The 20,199-nt window shown below is 59.5% G+C and carries 23 protein-coding genes; 11 read left to right on the forward strand and 12 right to left on the reverse strand.

Annotated elements, in window-relative coordinates:
- Positions 1-11 precede the first annotated feature (11 nt).
- The 4 genes from dnaX (at position 12) to pdxB (ending at position 4,256) form a co-directional block, all read left to right on the forward strand.
- The gene (gene dnaX / locus AC4ANE_RS10130; RefSeq protein ID WP_002552817.1) at positions 12-2,225 is read left to right on the forward strand and encodes a DNA polymerase III subunit gamma/tau; all 2,214 of its coding nucleotides are present in this window, start codon (positions 12-14) and stop codon (positions 2,223-2,225) included.
- 61 nt (positions 2,226-2,286) lie between these two features.
- Positions 2,287-2,613, forward strand: coding sequence for a YbaB/EbfC family nucleoid-associated protein (locus AC4ANE_RS10135; protein WP_002552818.1), 327 nt, complete (start codon positions 2,287-2,289; stop codon positions 2,611-2,613).
- A 156-nt stretch (positions 2,614-2,769) separates the two neighbouring features.
- Positions 2,770-3,024, forward strand: a complete 255-nt coding sequence (tusA, locus tag AC4ANE_RS10140) for a sulfurtransferase TusA (RefSeq protein WP_002552819.1) — start codon at positions 2,770-2,772, stop codon at positions 3,022-3,024.
- Between the two features lie 89 nt (positions 3,025-3,113).
- Positions 3,114-4,256, forward strand: coding sequence for a 4-phosphoerythronate dehydrogenase PdxB (gene pdxB, locus AC4ANE_RS10145; RefSeq protein WP_002552820.1), 1,143 nt, complete (start codon positions 3,114-3,116; stop codon positions 4,254-4,256).
- A gap of 72 nt (positions 4,257-4,328) precedes the next feature.
- Here the strand turns inward: pdxB and AC4ANE_RS10150 are convergent, their stop codons facing one another.
- Positions 4,329-4,499, reverse strand: a complete 171-nt coding sequence (locus AC4ANE_RS10150; protein ID WP_002552821.1) for a PA1571 family protein — start codon at positions 4,497-4,499, stop codon at positions 4,329-4,331.
- 280 nt (positions 4,500-4,779) lie between these two features.
- Between AC4ANE_RS10150 and AC4ANE_RS10155 the strand changes: the two genes are divergently transcribed.
- Positions 4,780-6,549 carry an ABC transporter transmembrane domain-containing protein gene (locus AC4ANE_RS10155; RefSeq protein WP_002552822.1) on the forward strand — a complete coding sequence of 590 codons (1,770 nt, stop codon included), beginning with the start codon at positions 4,780-4,782 and terminating at the stop codon, positions 6,547-6,549.
- A 63-nt stretch (positions 6,550-6,612) separates the two neighbouring features.
- Here AC4ANE_RS10155 and ppnP read toward each other — a convergent pair whose 3' ends face one another.
- Positions 6,613-6,894: a pyrimidine/purine nucleoside phosphorylase gene (ppnP, locus tag AC4ANE_RS10160; protein ID WP_002552823.1), complete on the reverse strand. Its 282-nt coding sequence runs from the start codon at positions 6,892-6,894 to the stop codon at positions 6,613-6,615.
- Between the two features lie 112 nt (positions 6,895-7,006).
- Positions 7,007-7,549, reverse strand: a complete 543-nt coding sequence (locus tag AC4ANE_RS10165; RefSeq protein ID WP_002552824.1) for a 3'-5' exonuclease — start codon at positions 7,547-7,549, stop codon at positions 7,007-7,009.
- Between the two features lie 249 nt (positions 7,550-7,798).
- Between AC4ANE_RS10165 and AC4ANE_RS10170 the strand changes: the two genes are divergently transcribed.
- A complete protein-coding gene (locus tag AC4ANE_RS10170) occupies positions 7,799-8,635 on the forward strand; it encodes a substrate-binding periplasmic protein (protein ID WP_002552825.1) in 837 nt (278 codons plus the stop codon).
- A gap of 36 nt (positions 8,636-8,671) precedes the next feature.
- Here the strand turns inward: AC4ANE_RS10170 and AC4ANE_RS10175 are convergent, their stop codons facing one another.
- Positions 8,672-8,839, reverse strand: a complete 168-nt coding sequence (locus tag AC4ANE_RS10175; protein ID WP_002552826.1) for a DUF2897 family protein — start codon at positions 8,837-8,839, stop codon at positions 8,672-8,674.
- A gap of 119 nt (positions 8,840-8,958) precedes the next feature.
- Positions 8,959-10,323 (reverse strand): ethanolamine permease, encoded by a 1,365-nt coding sequence (eat, locus tag AC4ANE_RS10180; RefSeq protein ID WP_460408874.1) that lies wholly within the window; start codon positions 10,321-10,323, stop codon positions 8,959-8,961.
- 291 nt (positions 10,324-10,614) lie between these two features.
- Here eat and pyrF point away from each other — a divergent pair, with 291 nt between their 5' ends.
- Positions 10,615-11,313: an orotidine-5'-phosphate decarboxylase gene (gene pyrF, locus AC4ANE_RS10185; protein WP_002552828.1), complete on the forward strand. Its 699-nt coding sequence runs from the start codon at positions 10,615-10,617 to the stop codon at positions 11,311-11,313.
- Positions 11,314-11,380: 67 nt separating this feature from the next.
- Here the strand turns inward: pyrF and AC4ANE_RS10190 are convergent, their stop codons facing one another.
- Positions 11,381-12,388 (reverse strand): NADP-dependent oxidoreductase, encoded by a 1,008-nt coding sequence (locus tag AC4ANE_RS10190; protein WP_002552829.1) that lies wholly within the window; start codon positions 12,386-12,388, stop codon positions 11,381-11,383.
- Between the two features lie 231 nt (positions 12,389-12,619).
- On the opposite strand from AC4ANE_RS10190, the gene AC4ANE_RS10195 reads away from it, so the two are divergent.
- Positions 12,620-13,555, forward strand: coding sequence for a S66 peptidase family protein (locus AC4ANE_RS10195; protein WP_002552830.1), 936 nt, complete (start codon positions 12,620-12,622; stop codon positions 13,553-13,555).
- A gap of 30 nt (positions 13,556-13,585) precedes the next feature.
- Here AC4ANE_RS10195 and AC4ANE_RS10200 read toward each other — a convergent pair whose 3' ends face one another.
- Together AC4ANE_RS10200 and AC4ANE_RS10205 are read right to left on the reverse strand one after the other, a co-directional pair.
- Positions 13,586-14,779: a benzoate/H(+) symporter BenE family transporter gene (locus AC4ANE_RS10200; protein WP_031596030.1), complete on the reverse strand. Its 1,194-nt coding sequence runs from the start codon at positions 14,777-14,779 to the stop codon at positions 13,586-13,588.
- A 116-nt stretch (positions 14,780-14,895) separates the two neighbouring features.
- Positions 14,896-15,366 (reverse strand): MarR family transcriptional regulator, encoded by a 471-nt coding sequence (locus AC4ANE_RS10205; RefSeq protein ID WP_004658431.1) that lies wholly within the window; start codon positions 15,364-15,366, stop codon positions 14,896-14,898.
- 82 nt (positions 15,367-15,448) lie between these two features.
- On the opposite strand from AC4ANE_RS10205, the gene AC4ANE_RS10210 reads away from it, so the two are divergent.
- Genes AC4ANE_RS10210 through AC4ANE_RS10220 form a run of 3 tightly spaced genes read left to right on the forward strand, consistent with a single transcriptional unit; the run spans position 15,449 to position 17,673 of the window.
- Entirely contained in the window at positions 15,449-16,615 is a 1,167-nt protein-coding gene (locus tag AC4ANE_RS10210; RefSeq protein WP_460408875.1) for an aminotransferase-like domain-containing protein, read from the forward strand.
- 38 nt (positions 16,616-16,653) lie between these two features.
- Positions 16,654-17,256 carry a glutathione S-transferase family protein gene (locus AC4ANE_RS10215; protein WP_460408876.1) on the forward strand — a complete coding sequence of 201 codons (603 nt, stop codon included), beginning with the start codon at positions 16,654-16,656 and terminating at the stop codon, positions 17,254-17,256.
- Between the two features lie 30 nt (positions 17,257-17,286).
- Entirely contained in the window at positions 17,287-17,673 is a 387-nt protein-coding gene (locus tag AC4ANE_RS10220) for a lysozyme inhibitor LprI family protein (protein ID WP_002552834.1), read from the forward strand.
- Positions 17,674-17,694: 21 nt separating this feature from the next.
- Here the strand turns inward: AC4ANE_RS10220 and AC4ANE_RS10225 are convergent, their stop codons facing one another.
- The 4 genes from AC4ANE_RS10225 to AC4ANE_RS10240 form a co-directional block, all read right to left on the reverse strand.
- Positions 17,695-18,072, reverse strand: coding sequence for a glutathione S-transferase N-terminal domain-containing protein (locus AC4ANE_RS10225; protein WP_004658436.1), 378 nt, complete (start codon positions 18,070-18,072; stop codon positions 17,695-17,697).
- 75 nt (positions 18,073-18,147) lie between these two features.
- A complete protein-coding gene (folE, locus tag AC4ANE_RS10230; protein ID WP_002552836.1) occupies positions 18,148-18,693 on the reverse strand; it encodes a GTP cyclohydrolase I FolE in 546 nt (181 codons plus the stop codon).
- A gap of 448 nt (positions 18,694-19,141) precedes the next feature.
- A complete protein-coding gene (locus AC4ANE_RS10235; protein ID WP_002552837.1) occupies positions 19,142-19,699 on the reverse strand; it encodes a Smr/MutS family protein in 558 nt (185 codons plus the stop codon).
- Positions 19,700-19,744: 45 nt separating this feature from the next.
- Complete coding sequence (locus tag AC4ANE_RS10240) at positions 19,745-20,062, reverse strand: hypothetical protein (protein WP_002552838.1); 318 nt, start codon at positions 20,060-20,062, stop codon at positions 19,745-19,747.
- Positions 20,063-20,199: the final 137 nt, after the last annotated feature.

Below are 20,199 nucleotides of genomic sequence, written 5' to 3' on the forward strand. Positions count from 1 at the left end.
GACGGTTTTAAATGAGTTATCAGGTTCTTGCACGTAAATGGCGTCCGCGCTCGTTCCGCGAAATGGTCGGCCAGGCTCATGTGTTGAAGGCCCTGATCAACGCGCTGGACAGCCAGCGCCTGCACCATGCCTATTTGTTCACCGGCACGCGAGGCGTCGGCAAGACCACTATCGCGCGGATCATCGCCAAGTGCCTGAACTGCGAGACCGGCATCACCTCCACGCCCTGTGGCACTTGCTCGGTGTGCAAAGAGATCGATGAAGGTCGTTTCGTCGACCTGATCGAGATCGACGCCGCCAGCCGCACCAAGGTCGAAGACACGCGCGAACTGCTGGATAACGTGCAGTACGCGCCAAGTCGCGGTCGCTTCAAGGTCTACCTGATCGACGAAGTGCACATGCTCTCCAGTCACTCGTTCAACGCCTTGCTCAAGACGCTTGAAGAGCCGCCGCCCTACGTCAAGTTCATCCTCGCTACCACCGATCCGCAGAAGCTGCCTGCGACCATTCTGTCGCGCTGCCTGCAGTTCTCGCTGAAAAACATGACGCCAGAACGTGTGGTCGAGCACCTGACCCACGTGCTGGGCGTCGAGAATGTGCCGTTCGAAGACGACGCGCTGTGGCTGCTCGGGCGCGCTGCCGACGGTTCGATGCGTGACGCGATGAGCCTGACCGATCAGGCCATTGCCTTTGGTGAAGGCAAGGTCATGGCTGCCGATGTGCGCGCCATGCTCGGCACACTGGATCATGGTCAGGTGTTCGATGTGCTGACTGCGTTGCTGGAAGGCGACGCTCGCGGTGTGCTGGAGGCGGTACGCCACCTGGCCGAGCAGGGGCCTGACTGGAATGGTGTGCTCTCGGAAATTCTCAATGTTCTGCACCGCGTGGCGATTGCCCAAGCGTTGCCCGAAGGCGTCGACAACGGGCACGGCGACCGCGACCGGGTGTTGGCGCTGGCCCAGGCATTGCCTGCCGAAGACGTGCAGTTTTATTACCAGATGGGTCTGATTGGTCGTCGTGACTTGCCGCTGGCCCCGGATCCGCGTGGCGGTTTCGAGATGGTCCTGCTGCGCATGCTGGCGTTCCGCCCGGCCGATAACGACGATGCGCCGAGGCAACCGCTAAAGCCGGTGGGGATCAGCCAGGCCACGGTTGATTCCCGAAAAGCAGTGGCTGATGCGACACCTGTTGCATCGGTAGCTCCCGCAGTTTCAACAGCACCGGTGATGGCTGCGCCCGATCCGGCCTTCGAAGCGCTGCCGCCAGCCGCCGCCCCGATGCCGACCGCTGCTGTACGAGCTGAGCCCGCAGCACAGCCAGAATCACAGCCGCAAGCACAGCCCGAGCCGGTCGAAGAAGTCGATCTGCCGTGGAATGAGCCAAAGGCACCGGTTGCCGAAAAAAACGCTGAATCCGCACCTGACACTGGCACTGTTGCAGAACCGGTAGCCGAGCCGGTTCTGGAGACTGTCTCCGAACAGCCAGACCTCACGCCAATGCCGACGCCTGCGCCCGCCAGCCCAGTGCCAGATGCGCCGGAGGCGGAACCTGTGCAGCCGGTTGCCGAGCAGCAGGTTACACCGGCGATGCTTGAAGCCATCCCTGATTCCGCCTATCTGTCCATGAATCCGGATTCGATGTCTTCGAATTCCGGCCCAATGGGGCGCGATGACGAGCCGCCAGCGGATGACGATTACGTCGAGCCGGATATCGACATCGACCCGGCGTCCTATAGCTATCTGGATGAACTGGCCCACGAGAGCGTCGTCGAGCTTGAAGCGGTCGAGCCCGAGCCCGCTCCGGCCGCCAAACCAGCCACCGGCCTTGCTGCCGACTGGCTGGAGGTATTCCCCAAACTGCCGATCTCCGGCATGACCGGCAGCATTGCCGCCAACTGCACCTTGATGGCGGTCGATGGCGATAAGTGGCTGCTGCACCTGGACCCGGCGCACAGCGCCCTGTTCAACTCAACCCAGCAGCGCCGCCTGAACGATGCGTTGAACCAGTATCATGGTCGCACGATCAATCTGAGTATCGAGCTGATCAAGCCCGAGCAGGAAACTCCTGCCCAGGCTGCTTCGCGACTGCGTGCCGAGCGTCAGCGTCAGGCCGAAGCCTCGATCCAGGCCGACCCGTATATCCAGCAGATGTTGCAGCAGTTTGGCGCTGTTATCCGGGAAGATACTATCCAGCCCGTAGACGCGCCTGCGGTGCAGCCTCAATAACTGAACACAGGGCGCCATTGGCGCCGCGCAAACAAACCATCCATTTTCGAGGAGATATCCCATGATGAAAGGTGGCATGGCTGGCCTGATGAAGCAGGCGCAGCAAATGCAGGAAAAAATGGCCAAGATGCAGGAAGAACTGGCCAACGCGGAAGTCACCGGTCAATCGGGCGCAGGCCTGGTGAGCGTCGTTATGACCGGTCGTCACGACGTCAAGCGCATCAATCTGGATGACAGCCTGATGCAGGAAGACAAGGAAGTGCTGGAAGACCTGATCGCCGCCGCCGTCAACGACGCCGTGCGCAAGATCGAGCAGGCCAGCCAGGACAAGACCGCTTCCATGACCGCGGGCATGCAGTTGCCACCGGGCATGAAACTGCCGTTCTGACGGTCGTCTGGGTCACGATCAATGCCAGGCCATGTGCCTGGCATTTTTCTGTCTGCTGTCTTGCTGCGCGCCGCCGTTCGGCATCAGTACAACCATCAGTATTTGGCCTGACCGACTGAATTGAGCGACAATCGTCACCCGCCTCTGGAGTGCCCCATGTCTGAGCCCATTGAAAACCTGACCGTCGACGCCGTGCTGGACGCTGTCGGCCTGTTCTGTCCGGAACCGGTGATGATGCTGCATCAAAAGGTGCGTGACTTGCCTGCGGGCGGCCTGCTCAAGGTGATCGCGACCGATCCGTCCACGCGCCGCGATATTCCGAAGTTCTGTGTATTTCTTGGGCATGAGCTGGTTGCGGAGCAGGCTGAAGAAGGCACGTTCCTGTACTGGATACGCAAAAAGCCTGATTGATTGTTACATCGCTGCAACCCGCGCCGGTTCACGACGCACCTGTTCCCACTGGGGACCGGTCCCTGTTCGCCAGACCCAGAGAGTCTTCCATGCGCATTGTTGCTGACGAAAATATTCCCCTGCTCGACGCTTTTTTCGCTCATTTCGGTGAGATTCATCGCTTGCCGGGACGCGCCATAGATCGCGCTGCGGTGGCGAACGCCGACATCCTGCTGGTGCGCTCCGTGACACCCTTAACCCGTGAGCTGCTCGAAGGCAGCCCGGTGCGGTTTGTCGGCACCTGCACCATCGGCACCGATCATCTGGATCTGGACGGGTTTCAGCAAGCCGGTATCCAGTGGGCCAGCGCACCGGGCTGCAATGCGCGCGGCGTGGTGGATTACGTGCTCGGCAGCCTGCTGACCCTGGCTGAAATCGAAGGCGTCGACCTCGCGCAACGTACTTACGGTGTGGTCGGTGCAGGGCAGGTGGGTGGTCGTCTGGTCGATGTCTTGAAGGTGCTTGGCTGGAACGTACTGGTCTGCGATCCGCCACGCGAGTCTGTCGAAGGTGGTGACTTCGTCAGCCTTGACGAGATATTGCAGCGCTGTGACGTCATCAGCCTGCACACGCCGTTGAGCAAGACCGGGGCGTTGGCAACCTGGCACCTGCTCGACGAAACCCGTTTGCGCCAACTCAGGCAGGGCGCCTGGCTGATCAATGCCAGCCGTGGTGCCGTGGTGGACAACACTGCGCTGCACGACGTGCTGCTTGAGCGCGAAGACCTGCAAGCCGTGCTGGATGTGTGGGAAGGTGAGCCGCAGGTCAACGTGGCGCTGGCCGACCTGTGCGTTCTGGGTACGCCGCACATCGCCGGTTACAGCCTCGATGGCAGGCAACGGGGCACTGCGCAGATCTATCAGGCGCTGTGTGCCTTCCTGGGGCAGCCTGCGGTGATAAAACTGGACGATCTGCTGCCCAAGCCGTGGCTGGCGCAGGTCAGCCTTGATGCTGCAAGCGATCCGGTCTGGGCACTGAACATGCTGTGCCGTGGCGTGTACGACCCGCGGCGTGACGATGCAGATTTTCGGCGCAGCCTGACCGGCGACACTGCCAGCCAGCGCCTGGCCTTCGATGCGTTGCGCAAGCATTACCCGCCACGTCGGGAAATCGAAGGTCTGAAGGTCCGCGTGGAAGGTGAGTCCGGGGAGCTTGCGCAACTCGTGCGGGCACTGGGGGCGGTACTGGTCTGATCGTCCGGTAAACGCGGGGCATAAAAAACCCGACTCAGGGTCGGGTTTCAAGGCATTTGGTCAGGTTCGGTTTTATTTTTCCGGGGTTACCCAGTTCTTGTCGCATTCCTGGCAGGCAGCCTGAACCATTGCTTCAGTGATCAGGACTTCTTGCCCATGCTCGTCGAGAATTGCACCGCCAACCGGCAGATTGGGCGTGGCTCGAACGACTGGAACTTCGTTGCTGCGCTCTTGCAGGCTCATGGTGTTTCTCCTTTCATCAGGTAACGGCGTTAAATTAACCGCGCTTGATGACCGGTCCGTGACAGGTTCTGTCAGCCGCTCAAACGCGTTCCCAGTGCAACAGAAATGATGCAAATCTGCCAGCAGGCGCTTAGATCGATGTCTTATAGCGCCTCTGTAAAGCAGTCATAACCTGACCTTTGAAGCCGGGCGCAAGTTCATTCGAAATGATGCACAGCGCGCCATGCATGACAGGTGTAGGCTTCGCTATTCAGACAGATCGGGCAAACAGGCAGGCTTCATGATTTCACGGATTACCCGACGTCACCGCCAGGCACTTCGCCTGGCCGCGAGTTTCATTGCGCCGTATCGCTGGCAAGCGTTCGGAGCGTTGTTGGCACTGGTCATTACCGCGGGTATCACCCTGTCGATCGGCCAAGGCATCAAGCTGATGGTCGATCAGGGCTTCATGACCCGCTCGCCGCAGTTGCTCGAACGCTCGATCGGCTTTTTCATGCTGCTGACGGTTGGCCTGGCCATCGGAACGTTCGCCCGCTTTTATCTGGTGTCATGGATCGGCGAGCGCGTGGTCGCCGACCTGCGCAAGAAAGTATTCGATCACCTGATAGAGCTGCATCCGGGCTTCTACGAGAACAATCGCAGCTCGGAAATCCAGTCGCGGCTGACTGCCGATACCACGTTGTTGCAGTCGGTGATCGGCTCGTCACTGTCGATGTTCCTGCGCAACGTACTGATGGTCGTTGGCGGCATCGTGCTGTTGTTCATCACCAACCCCAAGCTCACCAGCATCGTGGTGGTGGCGTTGCCGCTGATCATCGCGCCCATTCTCATGTTCGGACGGCGGGTACGAAACCTGTCGCGCGAGAGCCAGGACCGGGTCGCCAATGTGGGCAGCTACGTGGCCGAAGCGCTGGGGCAGATCAAGACGGTGCAGGCGTACAACCATCAAGAGCAGGACAAACAGCGTTTTTCACATACGGTGGAGCAGGCGTTCGATACCGCTCGCAAACGGATTTTGCAGCGCTCCTGGCTGATTACGCTGGTGATCGTTCTGGTGCTGGGCGCAGTGGCGGTAATGCTGTGGGTGGGCGGCATGGACGTGATCAGCGGACGTATTTCCAGCGGGGAGCTGGCAGCGTTTGTGTTTTACGCGCTAATGGTCGGCATGGCGTTTGGCACATTGAGCGAGGTGATCGGCGATTTGCAGCGCGCCGCCGGTGCCGCAGAGAGGATTGGCGAGCTGCTTCAGGCTCGCAGCGAGATCAAAGCGCCAGCCACAGAGCTGCAGAGCCTGCCGCAACGCATCAGCGGGCGTCTGGCGCTGGAGAATGTCACTTTCGCCTACCCGTCGCGTCCCGAGCGCAATGCGCTGGATAACCTGACCCTGAACATCGAGCCCGGTGAAACCCTGGCGCTGGTCGGGCCTTCCGGAGCAGGTAAGTCGACTATCCTCGACCTGCTGCTGCGTTTCTACGACCCGATTCAAGGGCGCATCCTGATCGAGGGCGTGCCGATCGCACGGCTCGATCCGCACGATCTGCGCCGCTGCTTCGCGCTGGTTTCACAATCGCCCGCACTGTTTTTCGGCAGTGTCGAGGACAACATTCGTTACGGAAACGCCACTGCGAGCCTTGAGCAGGTACAGGCAGCAGCGCGTATCGCCCATGCGCACGAGTTCATTCTCGACATGGCCGACGGCTACGGTACGCATCTGGGTGAGGGCGGGGTGGGATTGTCCGGCGGACAGCGGCAGCGTCTGGCGATTGCCCGTGCGTTACTGGTCGATGCGCCGATCCTGTTGCTGGACGAGGCGACCAGTGCGCTGGATGCGCAAAGTGAGCACTTGATTCAGCAAGCCTTGCCAAGCCTGATGCAGGGCCGTACTACGCTGGTCATCGCCCATCGACTGGCCACTGTGCAGAATGCCGACCGGATTGCCGTTATGGATCAGGGCCGGCTGGTGGCGGTCGGTACCCATCAGCAACTGATTGCCAGCAACCCGCTCTACGCACGTCTGGCGGCGTTGCAGTTCAATGCTGGCGTCGAATAGAAAGGGGCAGTATAGGCAGGTGTGCGGGCAAGGTGGGAGGTCAGGCCCCCCACGTGTTCAGTCTCAGCGGTATTCGCACAGGTAAGCGGTATCAACGCTGACCTTGAGCTGGAACTTGCTGTTGGCCGGGACATTGAACTGGCTGCCGGTGGAGAAAGTTTCCCAGTCGGTACTGTCCGGGAGCTTCACGTTCAGCTCGCCGGAGATCACGTGAATGATTTCCCGTTGCGCTGTACCGAACTCATATTCGCCCGCCGCCATGACACCGATGGTTGCCTGACCGTCGACCTGACTGAAGGCGATGGATTTGACGGTGCCGTCGAAGTACTCGTTGACCTTGAACATGGGCGATTCCTTTTGAAAGGGCTGGAAATGGCCCGCCAGTATGCCCAACACGGTAAAACTCGTCACGCCCCTTGCAAGTCGATGCTGAACAAACGACGACGTGCAGCGAGATTCAATTAGGCAGTATCAACGGCAAGAGCCGGGCGGTATTGCGTGCATCAACCAGTGCCCGGTGTTGCTGACCTGTGAATTGCATGCCTGCCAATTGCAGGGCGCTGTTCAGGCCCATCGGCTTTTGTAGCTGACGGGCCTGGGCGAATCGCTGTTTGAGATTGACGTGCGGCATGCTCGACAATGCGCTGTCGAGGCGGTGGTAGCGCCATTCCTCTTCCAGTTGCTGGCGGTCGTAATCCCCCCAGCTGGCCCAACCCAGCACGCGGGCACGGTGATGGCTCAGCCAGCGCTCGAACTGAGGCCACACGGCCGTCAAGGGCGCAGCGCTGTCGATACTGCTTTGATTGATATGGGTCAGCTCCCGGCAAAAATGAGTCAGCACAGGCCTGCGTGCGGGGCGTACGAAGCGCTCGAAATGGTCCAGCTCGCGCCCGTCCTGATTGACCAGCGTCGCGCCTATTTCGATGACTTCCATTTCTGCGACCGGCCAGCCACCTTCTTCAGTGGTAGCCTCCAGATCAATCACCAGCCAATGCGGCATCATCAAGCTCCCTTACGATAGTCAATGGCTTCAGCGTAGCCAGATTAGCCTGTTGCGCCCACGCTTGAGGCTGCGCCGACAATATCGTTTTTACAACTGCCCTTACAGTGACCGCTGCTAATGGCATTGGTGCCTCACGCGAGTTCATCGCAGCGGTGCACAATAGTAACCACTGTGAGCAATGCTGACGCCGTTGATTTGACAGTTGTTTAAATCATGGAAACCGCATAGCGTGGAGGGCTTTGATTGATGTCGTGTTTTATGAAAAAATTTGCAGTATTAATTGATGGCGTCGCGCGCACGTTCGCCACAGGCCTTCTGCTCTTTGTGCCGTTCATGGCAACGTCCCAAGTCTATGCCGCGCAGGTCGTGCGGGTGGCCGCCGTGCATTTCCCTCCGTATATGGTCCGCCCTGAAAAAGGCGAAGACGCCGGTCTGTTGCCCAAGCTGATCGATGCCCTGAATGCCGAGCAGGACGATTACGAGTTTGTGATGATCCCCACCTCCGTGCCCCGGCGTTTTCGTGACTTCGCGGAAGGGCGTTTCGATGTTGCGATCTTCGAGAACCCTGACTGGGGCTGGAAGGATATTGCGCACGAAACCGTCGATCTGGGCCTTGAAGATGCCGAGGTCTATGTAGCAAGGCGGGTCGAAGGGCGTGATCAGAATTACTTCGATGATCTGTCTGACAAACGTCTGGCGTTGTTCAGTGGTTACCATTATGGATTTGCCAACTTCAATACCGATCAGAAGTACTTGAGTGAGCACTTCAATGTGACCTCCACCTATTCTCACGACAGTAATCTATTGATGGTGGTGCGCAATCGCGCGGATATCGCGCCTGTTACCCGTTCCTATCTGATTGATTTTATGGCACATAACAAAGATGAAGCGGCGCAGTTAATGGTCTCCGAACGCGTTGATCAGATCTACCGTCAATACGCATTGTTGCGCCCCAATGGCAACATTGATGTTCCACACTTCAAAGCGCTGCTGCAGAAGTTGCGCGCGGACGGCGAGTTGGAGACGATCTTTCAGCCGCTTCATATCAAGGTGCTTTCGGTCAGCGCAGAGATCGGGAAATAGGCAGGGGCAGGTTTTCAGCCTGCCACCCGGACTTATTTAACGGTCCTTGGCTTCCTTGGCGTCCATTTCGGCGTTGCGCTCATGGACGCGCTTGAGTTGTTCTTCGGTGAGGGGCAGTTTCTTGGCTGTATCGCGCAGCATCATAAGACCGCCGACGATCGAGCCGATGGCTACGAGCAGAATTAACCAGGCATACCAGGGCATAGCGCTCTCCTTGTTGTGATACCGGTTTGAGCAGCGAGGCTGCTCAATGGTTCAAGTGTATGTGCCCTGATCGGGTTGCGTGCAAAACCCTTTGCACGCAACCCCGGAAAGTCTCTGAATTATTGCCCGGTCAGCATCGCGTCGGTCGGTGCATCGGCGCGCGATTTGGCGGTCAGGCTGAAGTAGATAAAACCTATGGCCATCAGCCCGAGGAAAATCAGGCCGATCAGCATGTTGAACCAGGCCATTGCCACCAGACACACGATTGCCAGAGCCAGCGCAATGCCGGGCACCACCGGGTAGCCTGGCGCGCGGAAGCTGCGCTCAAGGTCAGGCTCGGTCTTGCGCAGCTTGAACAGGCTGAGCATGCTCATGATGTACATGACGATAGCGCCGAAAACAGCCATGGTGATCATCGCGGCGGTGAGTGTCATGCCGCTCAGGTTGACCAGGCCATCGCTGTAGATGGCGGCGATGCCGATCAGGCCACCTGCGATGATCGCCCGGTGCGGTGTCTGAAAGCGTGACAGCTTGGCCAGCGAGGCAGGCAGGTAACCGGCACGGGCGAGGGCGAAGAACTGGCGCGAGTAACCCATGATGATGCCGTGGAAGCTGGCGACCAGACCGAACAGGCCGATCCACACCAGCATGTGCAGCCATCCGGAGCTGTCACCGACCACGGCTTTCATTGCTTGCGGCAGTGGGTCGTTGATGTTGGCCAGGGTGCGCCAGTCGCCCACGCCACCGGCAAACAGCATGACGCCGATCGCCAGTATCACCAAGGTCAGAATGCCGCTGATGTAGGCCTTCGGGATGGTGCGTTTCGGGTCCTTGGCTTCTTCGGCGGCCATTGCAGCGCCTTCAATGGCCAGGAAGAACCAGATCGCAAAGGGGATGGCGGCGAACATGCCGGCAATCGCTTCCGGCCCGAAGGTCTGGGAACCGGCCCAGCCGTTGAGGGCGAAGTTGCTGAAGCTGAATGCAGGTGCGACCACCCCCATGAACACCAGCAGCTCGGCCACGGCGAGAATGCACACGACCAGCTCAAAGGTTGCTGCCAGCTTTACGCCCACGATGTTGAGCGCCATGAACACGATGTAAGCGCCGACAGCCGAATGTTTGGGGTCCAGCCCCGGGTATTGCACGTTAAGGTACGCACCGATTGCCATGGCAATGGCCGGTGGCGCGAATACGAATTCGATCAGCGTGGCCATACCGGCGATCAGCCCGCCTTTTTCGCCAAAGGCGCGGCGGCTATAGGCAAATGGGCCGCCCGCGTGCGGGATGGCCGTAGTGAGCTCGGTAAAGCTGAAGATGAAGCAGGTGTACATGGTCGCAACCATCAAGGCTGTTACCAAAAAGCCCAGTGTACCCGCCACGCCCCAGCCGTAACTCCAGCCAAAGTACTCGCCGGAAATCACCAGCCCGACAGCGATCCCCCATAGATGAATCGTGCCCAGCGTTGGCTTAAGTTGCGTGCTCATGGTCATCTCCCTGAGATTCGGTAATCGTTGAAACATCCTGTAGCAGAGGCCGTGCCAGTGCACTGATCATTGTCGTGTTGCTTCAAAACGGGTCGTTTACAGAACGCTGCAGTGAACCGATTCATCGGGTTGTGCAGGTTTGGTGCAGGCCGCCGAAGCAATGGTCGCTGCGAGTGCAGGGAATCATGAGTTTTTACGATGGCGGCTGGCTAAATGCCGATCTACGGGTCCCGTCTGCTCGCCGGTTCGGCTACAATGCGCGCCGATTTCGACTTACCTGAGACCACGCTCATGTCCGCCTGCCAGACTCCTGTCATCGTCGCCCTGGATTTTCCGACCCGTGAAGCCGCCTTGCGGTTGGCTGATCAGCTCGATCCCAAGTTGTGCAGGGTCAAGGTCGGCAAGGAGCTGTTCACCAGTTGCGCGGCCGATATCGTCGAGACCCTTCGCAACAAGGGCTTCGAGGTGTTTCTTGATCTCAAATTCCACGATATCCCCAATACCACGGCGATGGCGGTCAAGGCCGCTGCCGAGATGGGTGTGTGGATGGTCAACGTGCACTGCTCAGGCGGACTGCGCATGATGACGGCGTGCCGCGAAGTGCTGGAGCAGCGCAGCGGTCCTCAACCACTGCTGATTGGCGTTACCGTTCTGACCAGTATGGAGCGGGAAGACCTTGCCGGTATCGGCCTGGACATTGATCCGCAGGTGCAGGTGCTGCGCCTTGCTGCGCTGGCCGAGAAGGCCGGTATGGACGGTCTGGTCTGTTCGGCGCTGGAAGCGCAGGCCCTGAAAGCGGCTCACCAGTCGTTGCAACTGGTGACGCCCGGCATTCGTCCTGCGGGCAGTGCGCAGGACGACCAGCGCCGCATCCTGACTCCGCGCCAGGCTCTGGACGCCGGCTCCGATTATCTCGTCATCGGCCGCCCGATCAGCCAGGCAGCTGACCCGGCAAAGGCCCTGGCTGCGGTGGTTGCCGAGCTGGCTTGAGCGCGAGGACGCACAGCGTCAGGCAAGGCACCCCATGCCGAAGCATGAGGTGTCCGGCCCGCGAGCTTTATTCCACTTTCAAGATCAGCTTGCCCTGGTTCTCACCGCTGAACAGCATCTGGAAGGTTTCCGGGAAAGTCTCGAGACCGTCGACGATATGCTCCTTGCTCTTGAGCTTGCCTTCCTTGATCCAGCCCGCCATTACCTGACCGGCTTCAGCGAAGCGCTCGGGGTGGTCGAGTACGATGAAGCCTTCCATGCGTGCACGGTTGACCAGCAGTGACATGTAGTTGGCCGGGCCTTTGATCGCCGTGGTGTTGTTGTACTGACTGATGGCACCGCAGATCACCACGCGCGCGCCGACCGCCAGCTGGCTGAGCGCCGCGTCCAGAATGTCGCCGCCAACGTTGTCGAAGTACACGTTCACGCCATCCGGACAGTGGCGCTTCAAACCATCCATAACGTCTTCGGACTTATAGTCGATGGCTGCATCGAAGCCCAGTTCTTCGGTCAGTAAGCGACATTTTTCTGCGCCTCCTGCGATGCCGACAACCCGGCAGCCCTTGAGCTTGGCAATTTGTCCGGCGACGCTGCCGACAGCACCCGCTGCACCGGAAATCACTACGGTATCACCGCTTTTTGGCTGGCCGACATCCAGCAGCGCCAGGTAGGCAGTCATGCCGGTCATGCCCAGAGCAGACAGATAAAGCGGTAGCGGGGCAAGGCTGGTATCGACCTTGTAAAAGCCTTTTGGCTCGCCCACGAAGTAATCCTGAACGCCAAGTGCGCCTTGCAGATGGTCGCCTACGGCAAATTTCGGGTTTTTCGATTCAAGCACTTCGCCCACGCCCAGGGCGCGCATCACTTCGCCCAGCTTTACGGCCGGAATGTAGGATTTTCCGTCATTCATCCAGCCACGCATCGCCGGGTCCAGCGACAGGTATTTGTTCCTGACCAGTATCTGGCCTTCGGCAAGTGCGGTGACCGGAGCCTCTTGATAGGTGAAGTCTTCACGGCGCACATCGCCCGACGGACGCTTGGCGAGCAGGAACTGGCGGTTGGAAAGATCAGTCATGGCAGGGTCTCCAGAAAATGGTTCAAAGATGGATTCAAACGCTCGCCGCGTTGCTCAGGCAAGAAGCGATCATCAAGCGAATGCTGTTTGATCCATGTGATTGATAGGAGTCCGTTGCGGCTTTGGCGTTCAGACGGATCTGCAGATGACGCATGCTGAAGGCCGATAGGGCTTGAGTCAGTTGCGGCTGTGCTCTAGATTCGTCGCTCGACAAACACCTGGGTGACCGTAATGCCAGCTATATCTAAACCGACGCTTTACCCTAAGGTTCTGCGCGCTGGCGACGCCGTGGCGTTGGTGTCGCCTGCCGGGCCGGTTGACCCTGGCAAAATCGACGCTGCGGTCGAAGTACTCAAGGGGTGGGGGCTGCGGCCGCGCGTCTATCCGCATGCGCTGGGTAAATACTCATTCTATTCGGGGACCGACGAGGAGCGGCTTGCTGACCTCAATGCCGCGCTGGCTGATCCGGAGATCCGTGCGGTCATCTGCAACCGCGGCGGCTATGGCGTGCAGCGAATTGTCCAGCAGGTGGATATGGACGCTGTGCGTCGTGACCCCAAGCTGGTGACCGGCTTTTCCGATATCACCGCACTACATGGTGCGCTATGGAACCATGCGCGTCTGGCCACTATTCATGGCCCGGTCGCCTCGCAGCTGGAACGCGGTGGCCTGTTCGTCAGCGGCATGCACCATGTGCTGATGAGTACCGAGCCGGTATTGCTCAAGGCCGATCATGCCTCACCAACGGCGAAGGTCAGAACCGGCGGCAGCGCGCAGGGCCTGTTGCTGGGCGGCAATCTGTGCATCCTCGATACTTCGGTGGGTACGCCGTTCATGCCCGACATGACCGGTGCGATTTTGCTCATCGAAGAGGTCAACGAACCGGCCTATCGGGTTGACCGCATGCTGACCCATCTGGGTAACTGCGGCATCCTTGCGCGTCTGGCGGGTGTCGCGGTGGGCGAGTTCACCCCTGCCGCGAACACCGGCGGCACCATCAGCCCCGCCGATGTGCTGCTGGAACGGCTGGGCAGTCTGGGCATTCCGGTGCTGGGCGGCTTGCCGGTAGGGCATGGAGATCTCAATCAGGCCGTGCCACTGGGAACGCAGGCAATACTTGATGCAGATGCTGGAACCCTGTTGGTATCGGCCACTGCCCGTAGTTGATCGCTCTTTTGCTGTGGGCTTGAGGCAGGCTTATCCGGGCTTGCGTACATTGAGAATCAGCATGGTCAGCAGGCCCGCAACAATGCCCCAGAATGCCGAACCTATGGAAAACAGCGTCAGCCCTGAGGCCGTCACCATAAAGGTGATAAGAGCGGGTTCGCGCTCGCGGGGCTCGGCCATGGCCACGGTCAGGCCATTGGTGATCGAACCGAGCAGCGCCAGTGCGGCAATCGAAATCATCAGCTCCGTGGGGAACGCACTGAACAGACCTGCCAGCGTGGCGCCGAAAATCCCGGCGATTGCGTAGAAAATCCCGGCCCAGATCGCCGCTGTGTAGCGTTTGGACTTGTCTTCGTGCGCATGAGGGCTGGTACAGATGGCGGCGCTGATGGCGGCCAGGTTGATCCCGTGGCAGCCGAACGGTGCGGTAAGCAAAGAAGCAAAGCCTGTTACCGATATCAGCGGTGAGGTAGGCGGGTAGTAACCGTCGGCTCGCAACACCGCCACACCCGGCATGTTCTGTGAGGTCATGGCCACCACGAACAGCGGAATGCCGATGCTGACCGTCGCGGCCCAGGAAAACTCGGGAGTGGTCCAGACCGGCGCGGCGACTTGCAGCGCCAGACCGCTGAAGTTCAGCAAGCCCAGCGCGCCCGATATCCCGATGCCGACCAGCAGTGCGAGCAGCACCGAGTAGCGTGGGGAAAGACGCTTCACCACCAGATACGTAAAAAACATGCCCAATACCAGGCTGGTGCGGTGCTGGGCGGCGATGAATATTTCACTGCCGATCCTGAACAGGATTCCCGCCAGCAAGGCCGCAGCCAGCGAGGCTGGCAAACGCCGCACGATACGTTCGAAGCTGCCCGTTACGCCGCACAGAATAACCAGCAGCGCGCTGGTCATGAACGCGCCAATCGCCTGCGGGTATGCCACACCACCCAGACTGGTGATCAGCAGTGCGGCACCGGGTGTGGACCACGCGACAGTAATCGGCATGCGGTAGCGCAACGAAAGGCCGATGCTGCACACCGCCATGCCCATGAACAACGCCCACAGCCAGGACGAAATCTGCACGCTGCTCAGACCGGCCGCCTGTCCGGCCTGAAACATCAGCACCAGTGAGCTGGTGCAGCCAGTCATCATGGCAATGAAGCCGGCAACCACCGCAGACGGCGATGAGTCGGTCAGCGGGCGCAATGGTGCCTTGAGGGTTTCGTTCATGCAGGGCGTTCCTTGAAGCGGGCAGGTAGCAAAGGACGCCAAGCCTAAACGCATGACCACTCGGCTTTACGATACAGCGATACGAGTAACCGCCAGCACAGTTGCGACAGTGGCATTTACTCGACGTCAGTCCCGATTGGACACGCACCGGATTGCAGTGTCTGGCCCAGCGCGAGGTTGACTGTCATCCAGCCATCCACCGCTTCCTGACCCGCTTCGGCGAACACGCGTTGCAGAAGCTTGACCTGTTCACGCCGCAACGCCTGCTCGAAACGGGCGCCTTCATCGGTGAGCCCGAGTAGTCGTTTGCGTTTGTCGGTTTCCGGGGCGGTGCTGTGCACCAGGTCCATGCCGATCAATTGGCGCAGCGGGGCATTGAGCGCCTGCTTGCTCACGCCCAATACCGTGAGCAGTTCCTTGACGCTCAGTTCGGGATAGCGAGCGATGAAAAATACAATGCGCTGATGCACGCGACTGAAGCCGCGCTTGGCCAGCATTTCATCAGCCTTGGCGGTGAACGCCTGGTAGCCGAAGAAGAAGGCTTCCATGGCCATTTGTTGATTGGCAGGTTTTTTTAAGTCAAGCATGTTGACGTATCCGGGCTGGGCGTCGTAATTTGAGTCAACAAGTTTGACTTATTTTCCTTCGTCTCGGCTACAGGTAAGTGCCATGGCTTTTTCCGAACGCGTTTCCCGTCTGAAAAGTTCTCTGATTCGCGAGATCCTCGCCGCCGCTCAGCGCCCGCAAGTGATGTCGTTCGCCGGTGGCCTGCCTGCCGAGTCGATGCTGCCCAAAGTCGAGTGGGCTGACATGCCTGTTTCTCTGGGCCAGTACGGCATGAGCGAGGGCGAACCTGCGCTGCGCGAAGCGCTGGCTGCCGACGCCCGCGCCCTGGGTATTGCTTGCAATGCCAGTCAGGTCATGGTGGTCAGTGGTTCTCAACAGACGCTGGACCTTGCGGCCAAGCTCTACATCGACAAAGGCACCGAGATTCTGCTTGAAGCACCCACCTACCTGGCGGCGCTGCAGATATTTCAGCTGTTTGGTGCCGACTGCATCACTGTGCCCCTGCAGGCCGAAGGCCCGGACCTGGTTGCCATGCGCCAGCGCCTGGAGCAGCACAGGCCCGCATTCGCCTACCTGATCCCGACGTTCCAGAACCCCTCGGCAGTGCGCTACAGCCAGGCCAGCCGCGATGCGGTTGCGGCGTTGCTTGACGAGTTCTGCGTTACGTTGATCGAGGATGAGCCGTACCGCGAGTTGAGTTTTGACGGCGGCAGTGCCAGGCCGATTGTCAGCGGCCTGAAGACAGCAAGCTGGATCTACACCGGCACGGTCTCCAAAACGCTATTGCCCGGCCTGCGTGTGGGTTATCTGATCGCCAGTCCCGATCTGTTTCCGCACCTGTTGCGCCTGAAGCAGTCCGCCGATCTGCATACCAATCGCCTCGGCCAATGGCAGGCCTTGCAGTGGATTGGCTCTGAGCACTATCGTGAACATCTGCTGACGCTGTGCGAGTTCTACCGCGGTCGCCGGGATGCATTCGAGGATGCCTTGCAGACGCACTTTTCAGACCTGGCCGAGTGGAATAGCCCGCAAGGCGGATTGTTCTTCTGGCTGACCCTGAAACAGCCGCTGGACACCCGTACCTTGCTGGATGCCGCGTTGTCGCAGGACGTCGCGTTCATGCCGGGCGAACCTTTTTTTGCTGACCCGGATGCCAATCACGGCCATCTGCGCCTCAATTTCAGTCATATCGACCCGGCGCGCCTGAATGAAGGCATAAAACGACTGGCGTCCGTGGTCCGTGCGGCACAGAATCTGAAAGCCGCCTGATCAGAGCCGGCACTACAGGCATATCGAGGGAGCAGGCGATGTACAAGGTTTATGGCGATTACAACTCGGGCAACTGCTACAAGGTCAAGTTGATGCTTAACCTGTTGGGCAGTGAGTACGAGTGGGTGCCGGTCGATATTCTTAATGGCGAAACCCAGACCCCTGCTTTTCTGGAGAAGAACCCAAACGGCAAGATCCCGGTGTTGGAACTGGAAGACGGCACTTGTCTATGGGAGTCCAATGCGATTCTCAATTTTCTGGCTGATGGTTCCAGGTATCTTCCGAGCGAACCGCGGCTGCGCACCCAGGTTCTGCAATGGCAGTTTTTCGAGCATTACAGCCATGAGCCGTCGGTGGCGGTTGCCCGCTTCATCCAGTTCTATCTGGGCTTGCCGGCTGAACGCATGACCGAGTATCGGGCCATGCAGAAATCCGGTTATCGAGCGCTGGCGGTCATGGAGCAGCAGCTTGATCGCACACCGTTTCTGGTCGGTGAGAATTTCTCCATCGCCGATATCGCCCTGTACGCCTATACCCATGTCGCTCATCAGGGCGGTTTCGATCTGGCACCTTACACCGGAATTCGGCGCTGGCTGGATCGGGTCAAGGCGCAACCGGGTTATGTCGGTATGCTGGATTGATGCCCCCATTGGCTGAATAAAAGGAAATTTATGCGTGTTTCAATAGCACTTCTGGCCGCTTTCATCGCGCTGGGTATCGGCTGCTCGGCACAGGCTCAGGATTGCGATGCCAATCAGGCCAGCATGAATCAGTGTGCTGCCAATGAGCTGTCGGCGCTCGATGCTGATCTCAACAAGCAGTACAAGGCGCAGATGACGTGGCTGAAGACGTCGGCCAAAAAGCAGGCGTTCAAGGATGCACAACTGAAGTGGATAGCCCTGCGTGACGCCGATTGCCTGTATCAGGCTGGCAAGCCCGAGGATTCAGGCTCCATATGGCCGTTGCTGCAATCGCAATGCCTGGCTGACCAGACCCGCGTTCGCCTCAAGCAGTTGCAAGCCTATGTCGCCTGCCGCGAGGAAGGTTGCCCGCGTTGAGGCACGTCGGGCACGAGGTGTTCAGATCGCGCCGAACCGCTGATTCAGGTAGTCGATAATGACCTTGGATTCGTACATCCACACGGTTTTGTCGCCTTCTTCGATTCGCAGGCAAGGCACCTTGATTTTGCCGCCCTCGTTAAGCAGCGTCTGACGGTCAAGCTCGTTGTTCTTCGCATCGCGCAAAGCGACAGGAACATTGAGACGGTGCAGGGTGCGACGGGTTTTCACGCAGAACGGGCAGGCGTGGAACTGGTACAGCGTCAGGTCCTGAGCCGCCTCCGCGACAGCCGCCTGGGCCTGCGGATCGCGCTTTTTCCTGCTCGGGCGGGTCAGGAAGTCGATACCGATGACGAGCTGGCCAAGGCCGACTCTTAACGCTTTCATGAACACGGTCATACCTCTTGCGGACAGTGGCGGGAATCGGCCGGACGTTCAGTGTGCGCCGTGGCACGTGAACGCTGGCTGAACGGGTCACTTGATCAGGCTGAGAAACTCACTGCGAGTGGCAGCGTTTTCACGGAATTCGCCGAGCATCACTGACGTGATCATGGCCGAGTTCTGCTTCTCGACACCGCGCATCATCATGCACATGTGCTTGGCTTCGATCACCACCGCCACACCCAGTGCACCGGTAACCTGCTGGATGGCCTCGGCGATCTGACGGCTGAGGTTTTCCTGGATCTGCAGGCGGCGGGCGTACATATCAACGATCCGCGCCACTTTCGACAGGCCCAGCACCTTGCCGTTGGGAATGTAGGCGACATGTGCCTTGCCAATGAACGGCAGCAGATGATGCTCGCACAGCGAGTACAGCTCGATGTCCTTGACCATGACCATTTCACTGGCATCGGAGCTGAACAGCGCGCCGTTGGTGACTTCTTCCAGCGTTTGCGCGTAACCGCGACACAGGTACTGCATGGCCTTGGCGGCGCGTTTGGGGGTGTCCAGCAGACCTTCGCGCGAGACGTCCTCGCCCAGTTGCCCGAGTATGGCGGTGTAATTCTGTTCCAGTGTCACAGGGGTGTGTTTCCGTGTGGGTTTCGATGGGTGCGAGGGCTGGCCCGTCGCCGACGGCGCACATAGTAACTTACGCAAGAGTGCGGGTGCACGGCAGCGCTGCAAATCAACCGGGCGTTATGCGTTTTGTATCGTAGCGCTTACACGTTGGCGACCAGATCGCTACCCACTTCCCCGGTGCGGCGCTGTCTGACTGTGCAGGTTATTAATCAATTGCCTGTCGAGAGAGTGAATCCGGATGTTGAGTCGAGTAGCAAAAATAGCGTTGTTCGCAATCGTACTGTCGTCGGTTTCCGGCTGCTGGCCGTTTTGGCCTGGTCCGGGCGGACATGGCGGCGGCGGTGGCCATCATGAAGGGGGTGGACCTGGTGGCCCGGGCGGTCCTGGCCCGCGCTGAGTAATACGCCGGGCAGCAGATTGCTGTCCGGCAAGAGGGGCGCGAGGAGGATTACTCGTCGCGTCCTTCCATCATGGTGCGTCTGAGTATCACGTACACCGCACCCGCACCGCCATGCTTGGCCAGGCATGAACAAAAGCCCAGTACCTGCGAATGCTGACGCAGCCAGGTGTTGACGTGGCTCTTGATCATGGGGCGCTTGCCGTCCAGGCGTACCGCCTTGCCGTGGGTGACACGTACGCAGCGTATTTCCAGTCGGGTCGCTTCAGCCAGAAACTCCCACAGCGTCTCACGCGCCACTTCCACGCTCATGCCGTGTAAGTCCAGGCTGCCTTCGAAGCTGATCTGCCCGAGCTTGAGCTTGCGCATCTGGCCTTCCTGCACGCCGTCACGCGACCAGCTCAGGACATCTTCCGGACCGACATCGATCACGAATTGATCCGACAAGCCGTCGACGGTCACCGAATCGGTGCGCACAGTCGCCGACTGACGCAGGCGGGCCAGCATTTTTCGATCGGTCTTGGGTTTGCCGACATCGGCATGTTCATGCTTGAGCGGCTTTACGCCGCGCGTTTCGCTTCTGAACAGGGAAAAATCGTCGTCTTGCATGGGGCCTCCGCGAAGGAAGCCATTCTAACCGTTCAAGCGCCAAGGTCAGTTGTGTTTTTTCATCAGGTGCGCCGAGATACTCAAGCCGCTGGCACTGCGTTGACGGCGGCAGCGGCGCCATAGCCAGACACCCAGATAAAGCACCAGCAACCCGCCGACGGCGACAAATGCGGCGCCTCCAGGGCTGGCATTCAGCTCGCCGAGCATCTGCGGGTGAACGGTCAGGCTGGAAACTCCGGCAACGGTCAGCAACACGCCTGACGCCAAAAGAAGCAGCGCGATCAGCGTACCGATGCGTTTGCCCCAGTTGCCCTGACCCCTGGGGCGCAGGCGACGTGCATCGAAACCATCTGACGTTTTCATGCCTTTTCCTCAATAGGTATCGGCTCAATGGAGTATCGGCGCTGTGACCCGGAGAATAAGGGGTGGTTCCCGCCTCAGGGATGATACGAGCCGGCAAGGGATAGGCGGTTATGTGAATAAGCCCACACAACCACTCG

It is taken from the genome of Pseudomonas sp. Pme6b (assembly GCF_058129925.1).

What these genes read in the sequence shown, in the direction of transcription:
- AC4ANE_RS10135 (WP_002552818.1), top strand. Translation starts at nt 2,287, where the DNA reads ATGATGAAAGGTGGCATGGCTGGCCTGATGAAGCAGGCGCAGCAAATG.
- eat (WP_460408874.1), bottom strand. Translation starts at nt 10,323, where the DNA reads ATGAGCACGCAACTTAAGCCAACGCTGGGCACGATTCATCTATGGGGG.
- AC4ANE_RS10175 (WP_002552826.1), bottom strand. Translation starts at nt 8,839, where the DNA reads ATGCCCTGGTATGCCTGGTTAATTCTGCTCGTAGCCATCGGCTCGATC.
- AC4ANE_RS10190 (WP_002552829.1), bottom strand. Translation starts at nt 12,388, where the DNA reads ATGACTGATCTTTCCAACCGCCAGTTCCTGCTCGCCAAGCGTCCGTCG.
- pdxB (WP_002552820.1), top strand. Translation starts at nt 3,114, where the DNA reads ATGCGCATTGTTGCTGACGAAAATATTCCCCTGCTCGACGCTTTTTTC.
- ppnP (WP_002552823.1), bottom strand. Translation starts at nt 6,894, where the DNA reads ATGTTCAAGGTCAACGAGTACTTCGACGGCACCGTCAAATCCATCGCC.
- AC4ANE_RS10225 (WP_004658436.1), bottom strand. Translation starts at nt 18,072, where the DNA reads ATGACCGTGTTCATGAAAGCGTTAAGAGTCGGCCTTGGCCAGCTCGTC.
- AC4ANE_RS10240 (WP_002552838.1), bottom strand. Translation starts at nt 20,062, where the DNA reads ATGAAAACGTCAGATGGTTTCGATGCACGTCGCCTGCGCCCCAGGGGT.
- AC4ANE_RS10200 (WP_031596030.1), bottom strand. Translation starts at nt 14,779, where the DNA reads ATGAACGAAACCCTCAAGGCACCATTGCGCCCGCTGACCGACTCATCG.
- AC4ANE_RS10220 (WP_002552834.1), top strand. Translation starts at nt 17,287, where the DNA reads ATGCGTGTTTCAATAGCACTTCTGGCCGCTTTCATCGCGCTGGGTATC.
- AC4ANE_RS10155 (WP_002552822.1), top strand. Translation starts at nt 4,780, where the DNA reads ATGATTTCACGGATTACCCGACGTCACCGCCAGGCACTTCGCCTGGCC.
- pyrF (WP_002552828.1), top strand. Translation starts at nt 10,615, where the DNA reads ATGTCCGCCTGCCAGACTCCTGTCATCGTCGCCCTGGATTTTCCGACC.
- AC4ANE_RS10205 (WP_004658431.1), bottom strand. Translation starts at nt 15,366, where the DNA reads ATGCTTGACTTAAAAAAACCTGCCAATCAACAAATGGCCATGGAAGCC.
- AC4ANE_RS10235 (WP_002552837.1), bottom strand. Translation starts at nt 19,699, where the DNA reads ATGCAAGACGACGATTTTTCCCTGTTCAGAAGCGAAACGCGCGGCGTA.
- AC4ANE_RS10170 (WP_002552825.1), top strand. Translation starts at nt 7,799, where the DNA reads ATGTCGTGTTTTATGAAAAAATTTGCAGTATTAATTGATGGCGTCGCG.
- dnaX (WP_002552817.1), top strand. Translation starts at nt 12, where the DNA reads ATGAGTTATCAGGTTCTTGCACGTAAATGGCGTCCGCGCTCGTTCCGC.
- AC4ANE_RS10150 (WP_002552821.1), bottom strand. Translation starts at nt 4,499, where the DNA reads ATGAGCCTGCAAGAGCGCAGCAACGAAGTTCCAGTCGTTCGAGCCACG.
- AC4ANE_RS10165 (WP_002552824.1), bottom strand. Translation starts at nt 7,549, where the DNA reads ATGCCGCATTGGCTGGTGATTGATCTGGAGGCTACCACTGAAGAAGGT.
- AC4ANE_RS10215 (WP_460408876.1), top strand. Translation starts at nt 16,654, where the DNA reads ATGTACAAGGTTTATGGCGATTACAACTCGGGCAACTGCTACAAGGTC.
- AC4ANE_RS10210 (WP_460408875.1), top strand. Translation starts at nt 15,449, where the DNA reads ATGGCTTTTTCCGAACGCGTTTCCCGTCTGAAAAGTTCTCTGATTCGC.
- tusA (WP_002552819.1), top strand. Translation starts at nt 2,770, where the DNA reads ATGTCTGAGCCCATTGAAAACCTGACCGTCGACGCCGTGCTGGACGCT.
- AC4ANE_RS10195 (WP_002552830.1), top strand. Translation starts at nt 12,620, where the DNA reads ATGCCAGCTATATCTAAACCGACGCTTTACCCTAAGGTTCTGCGCGCT.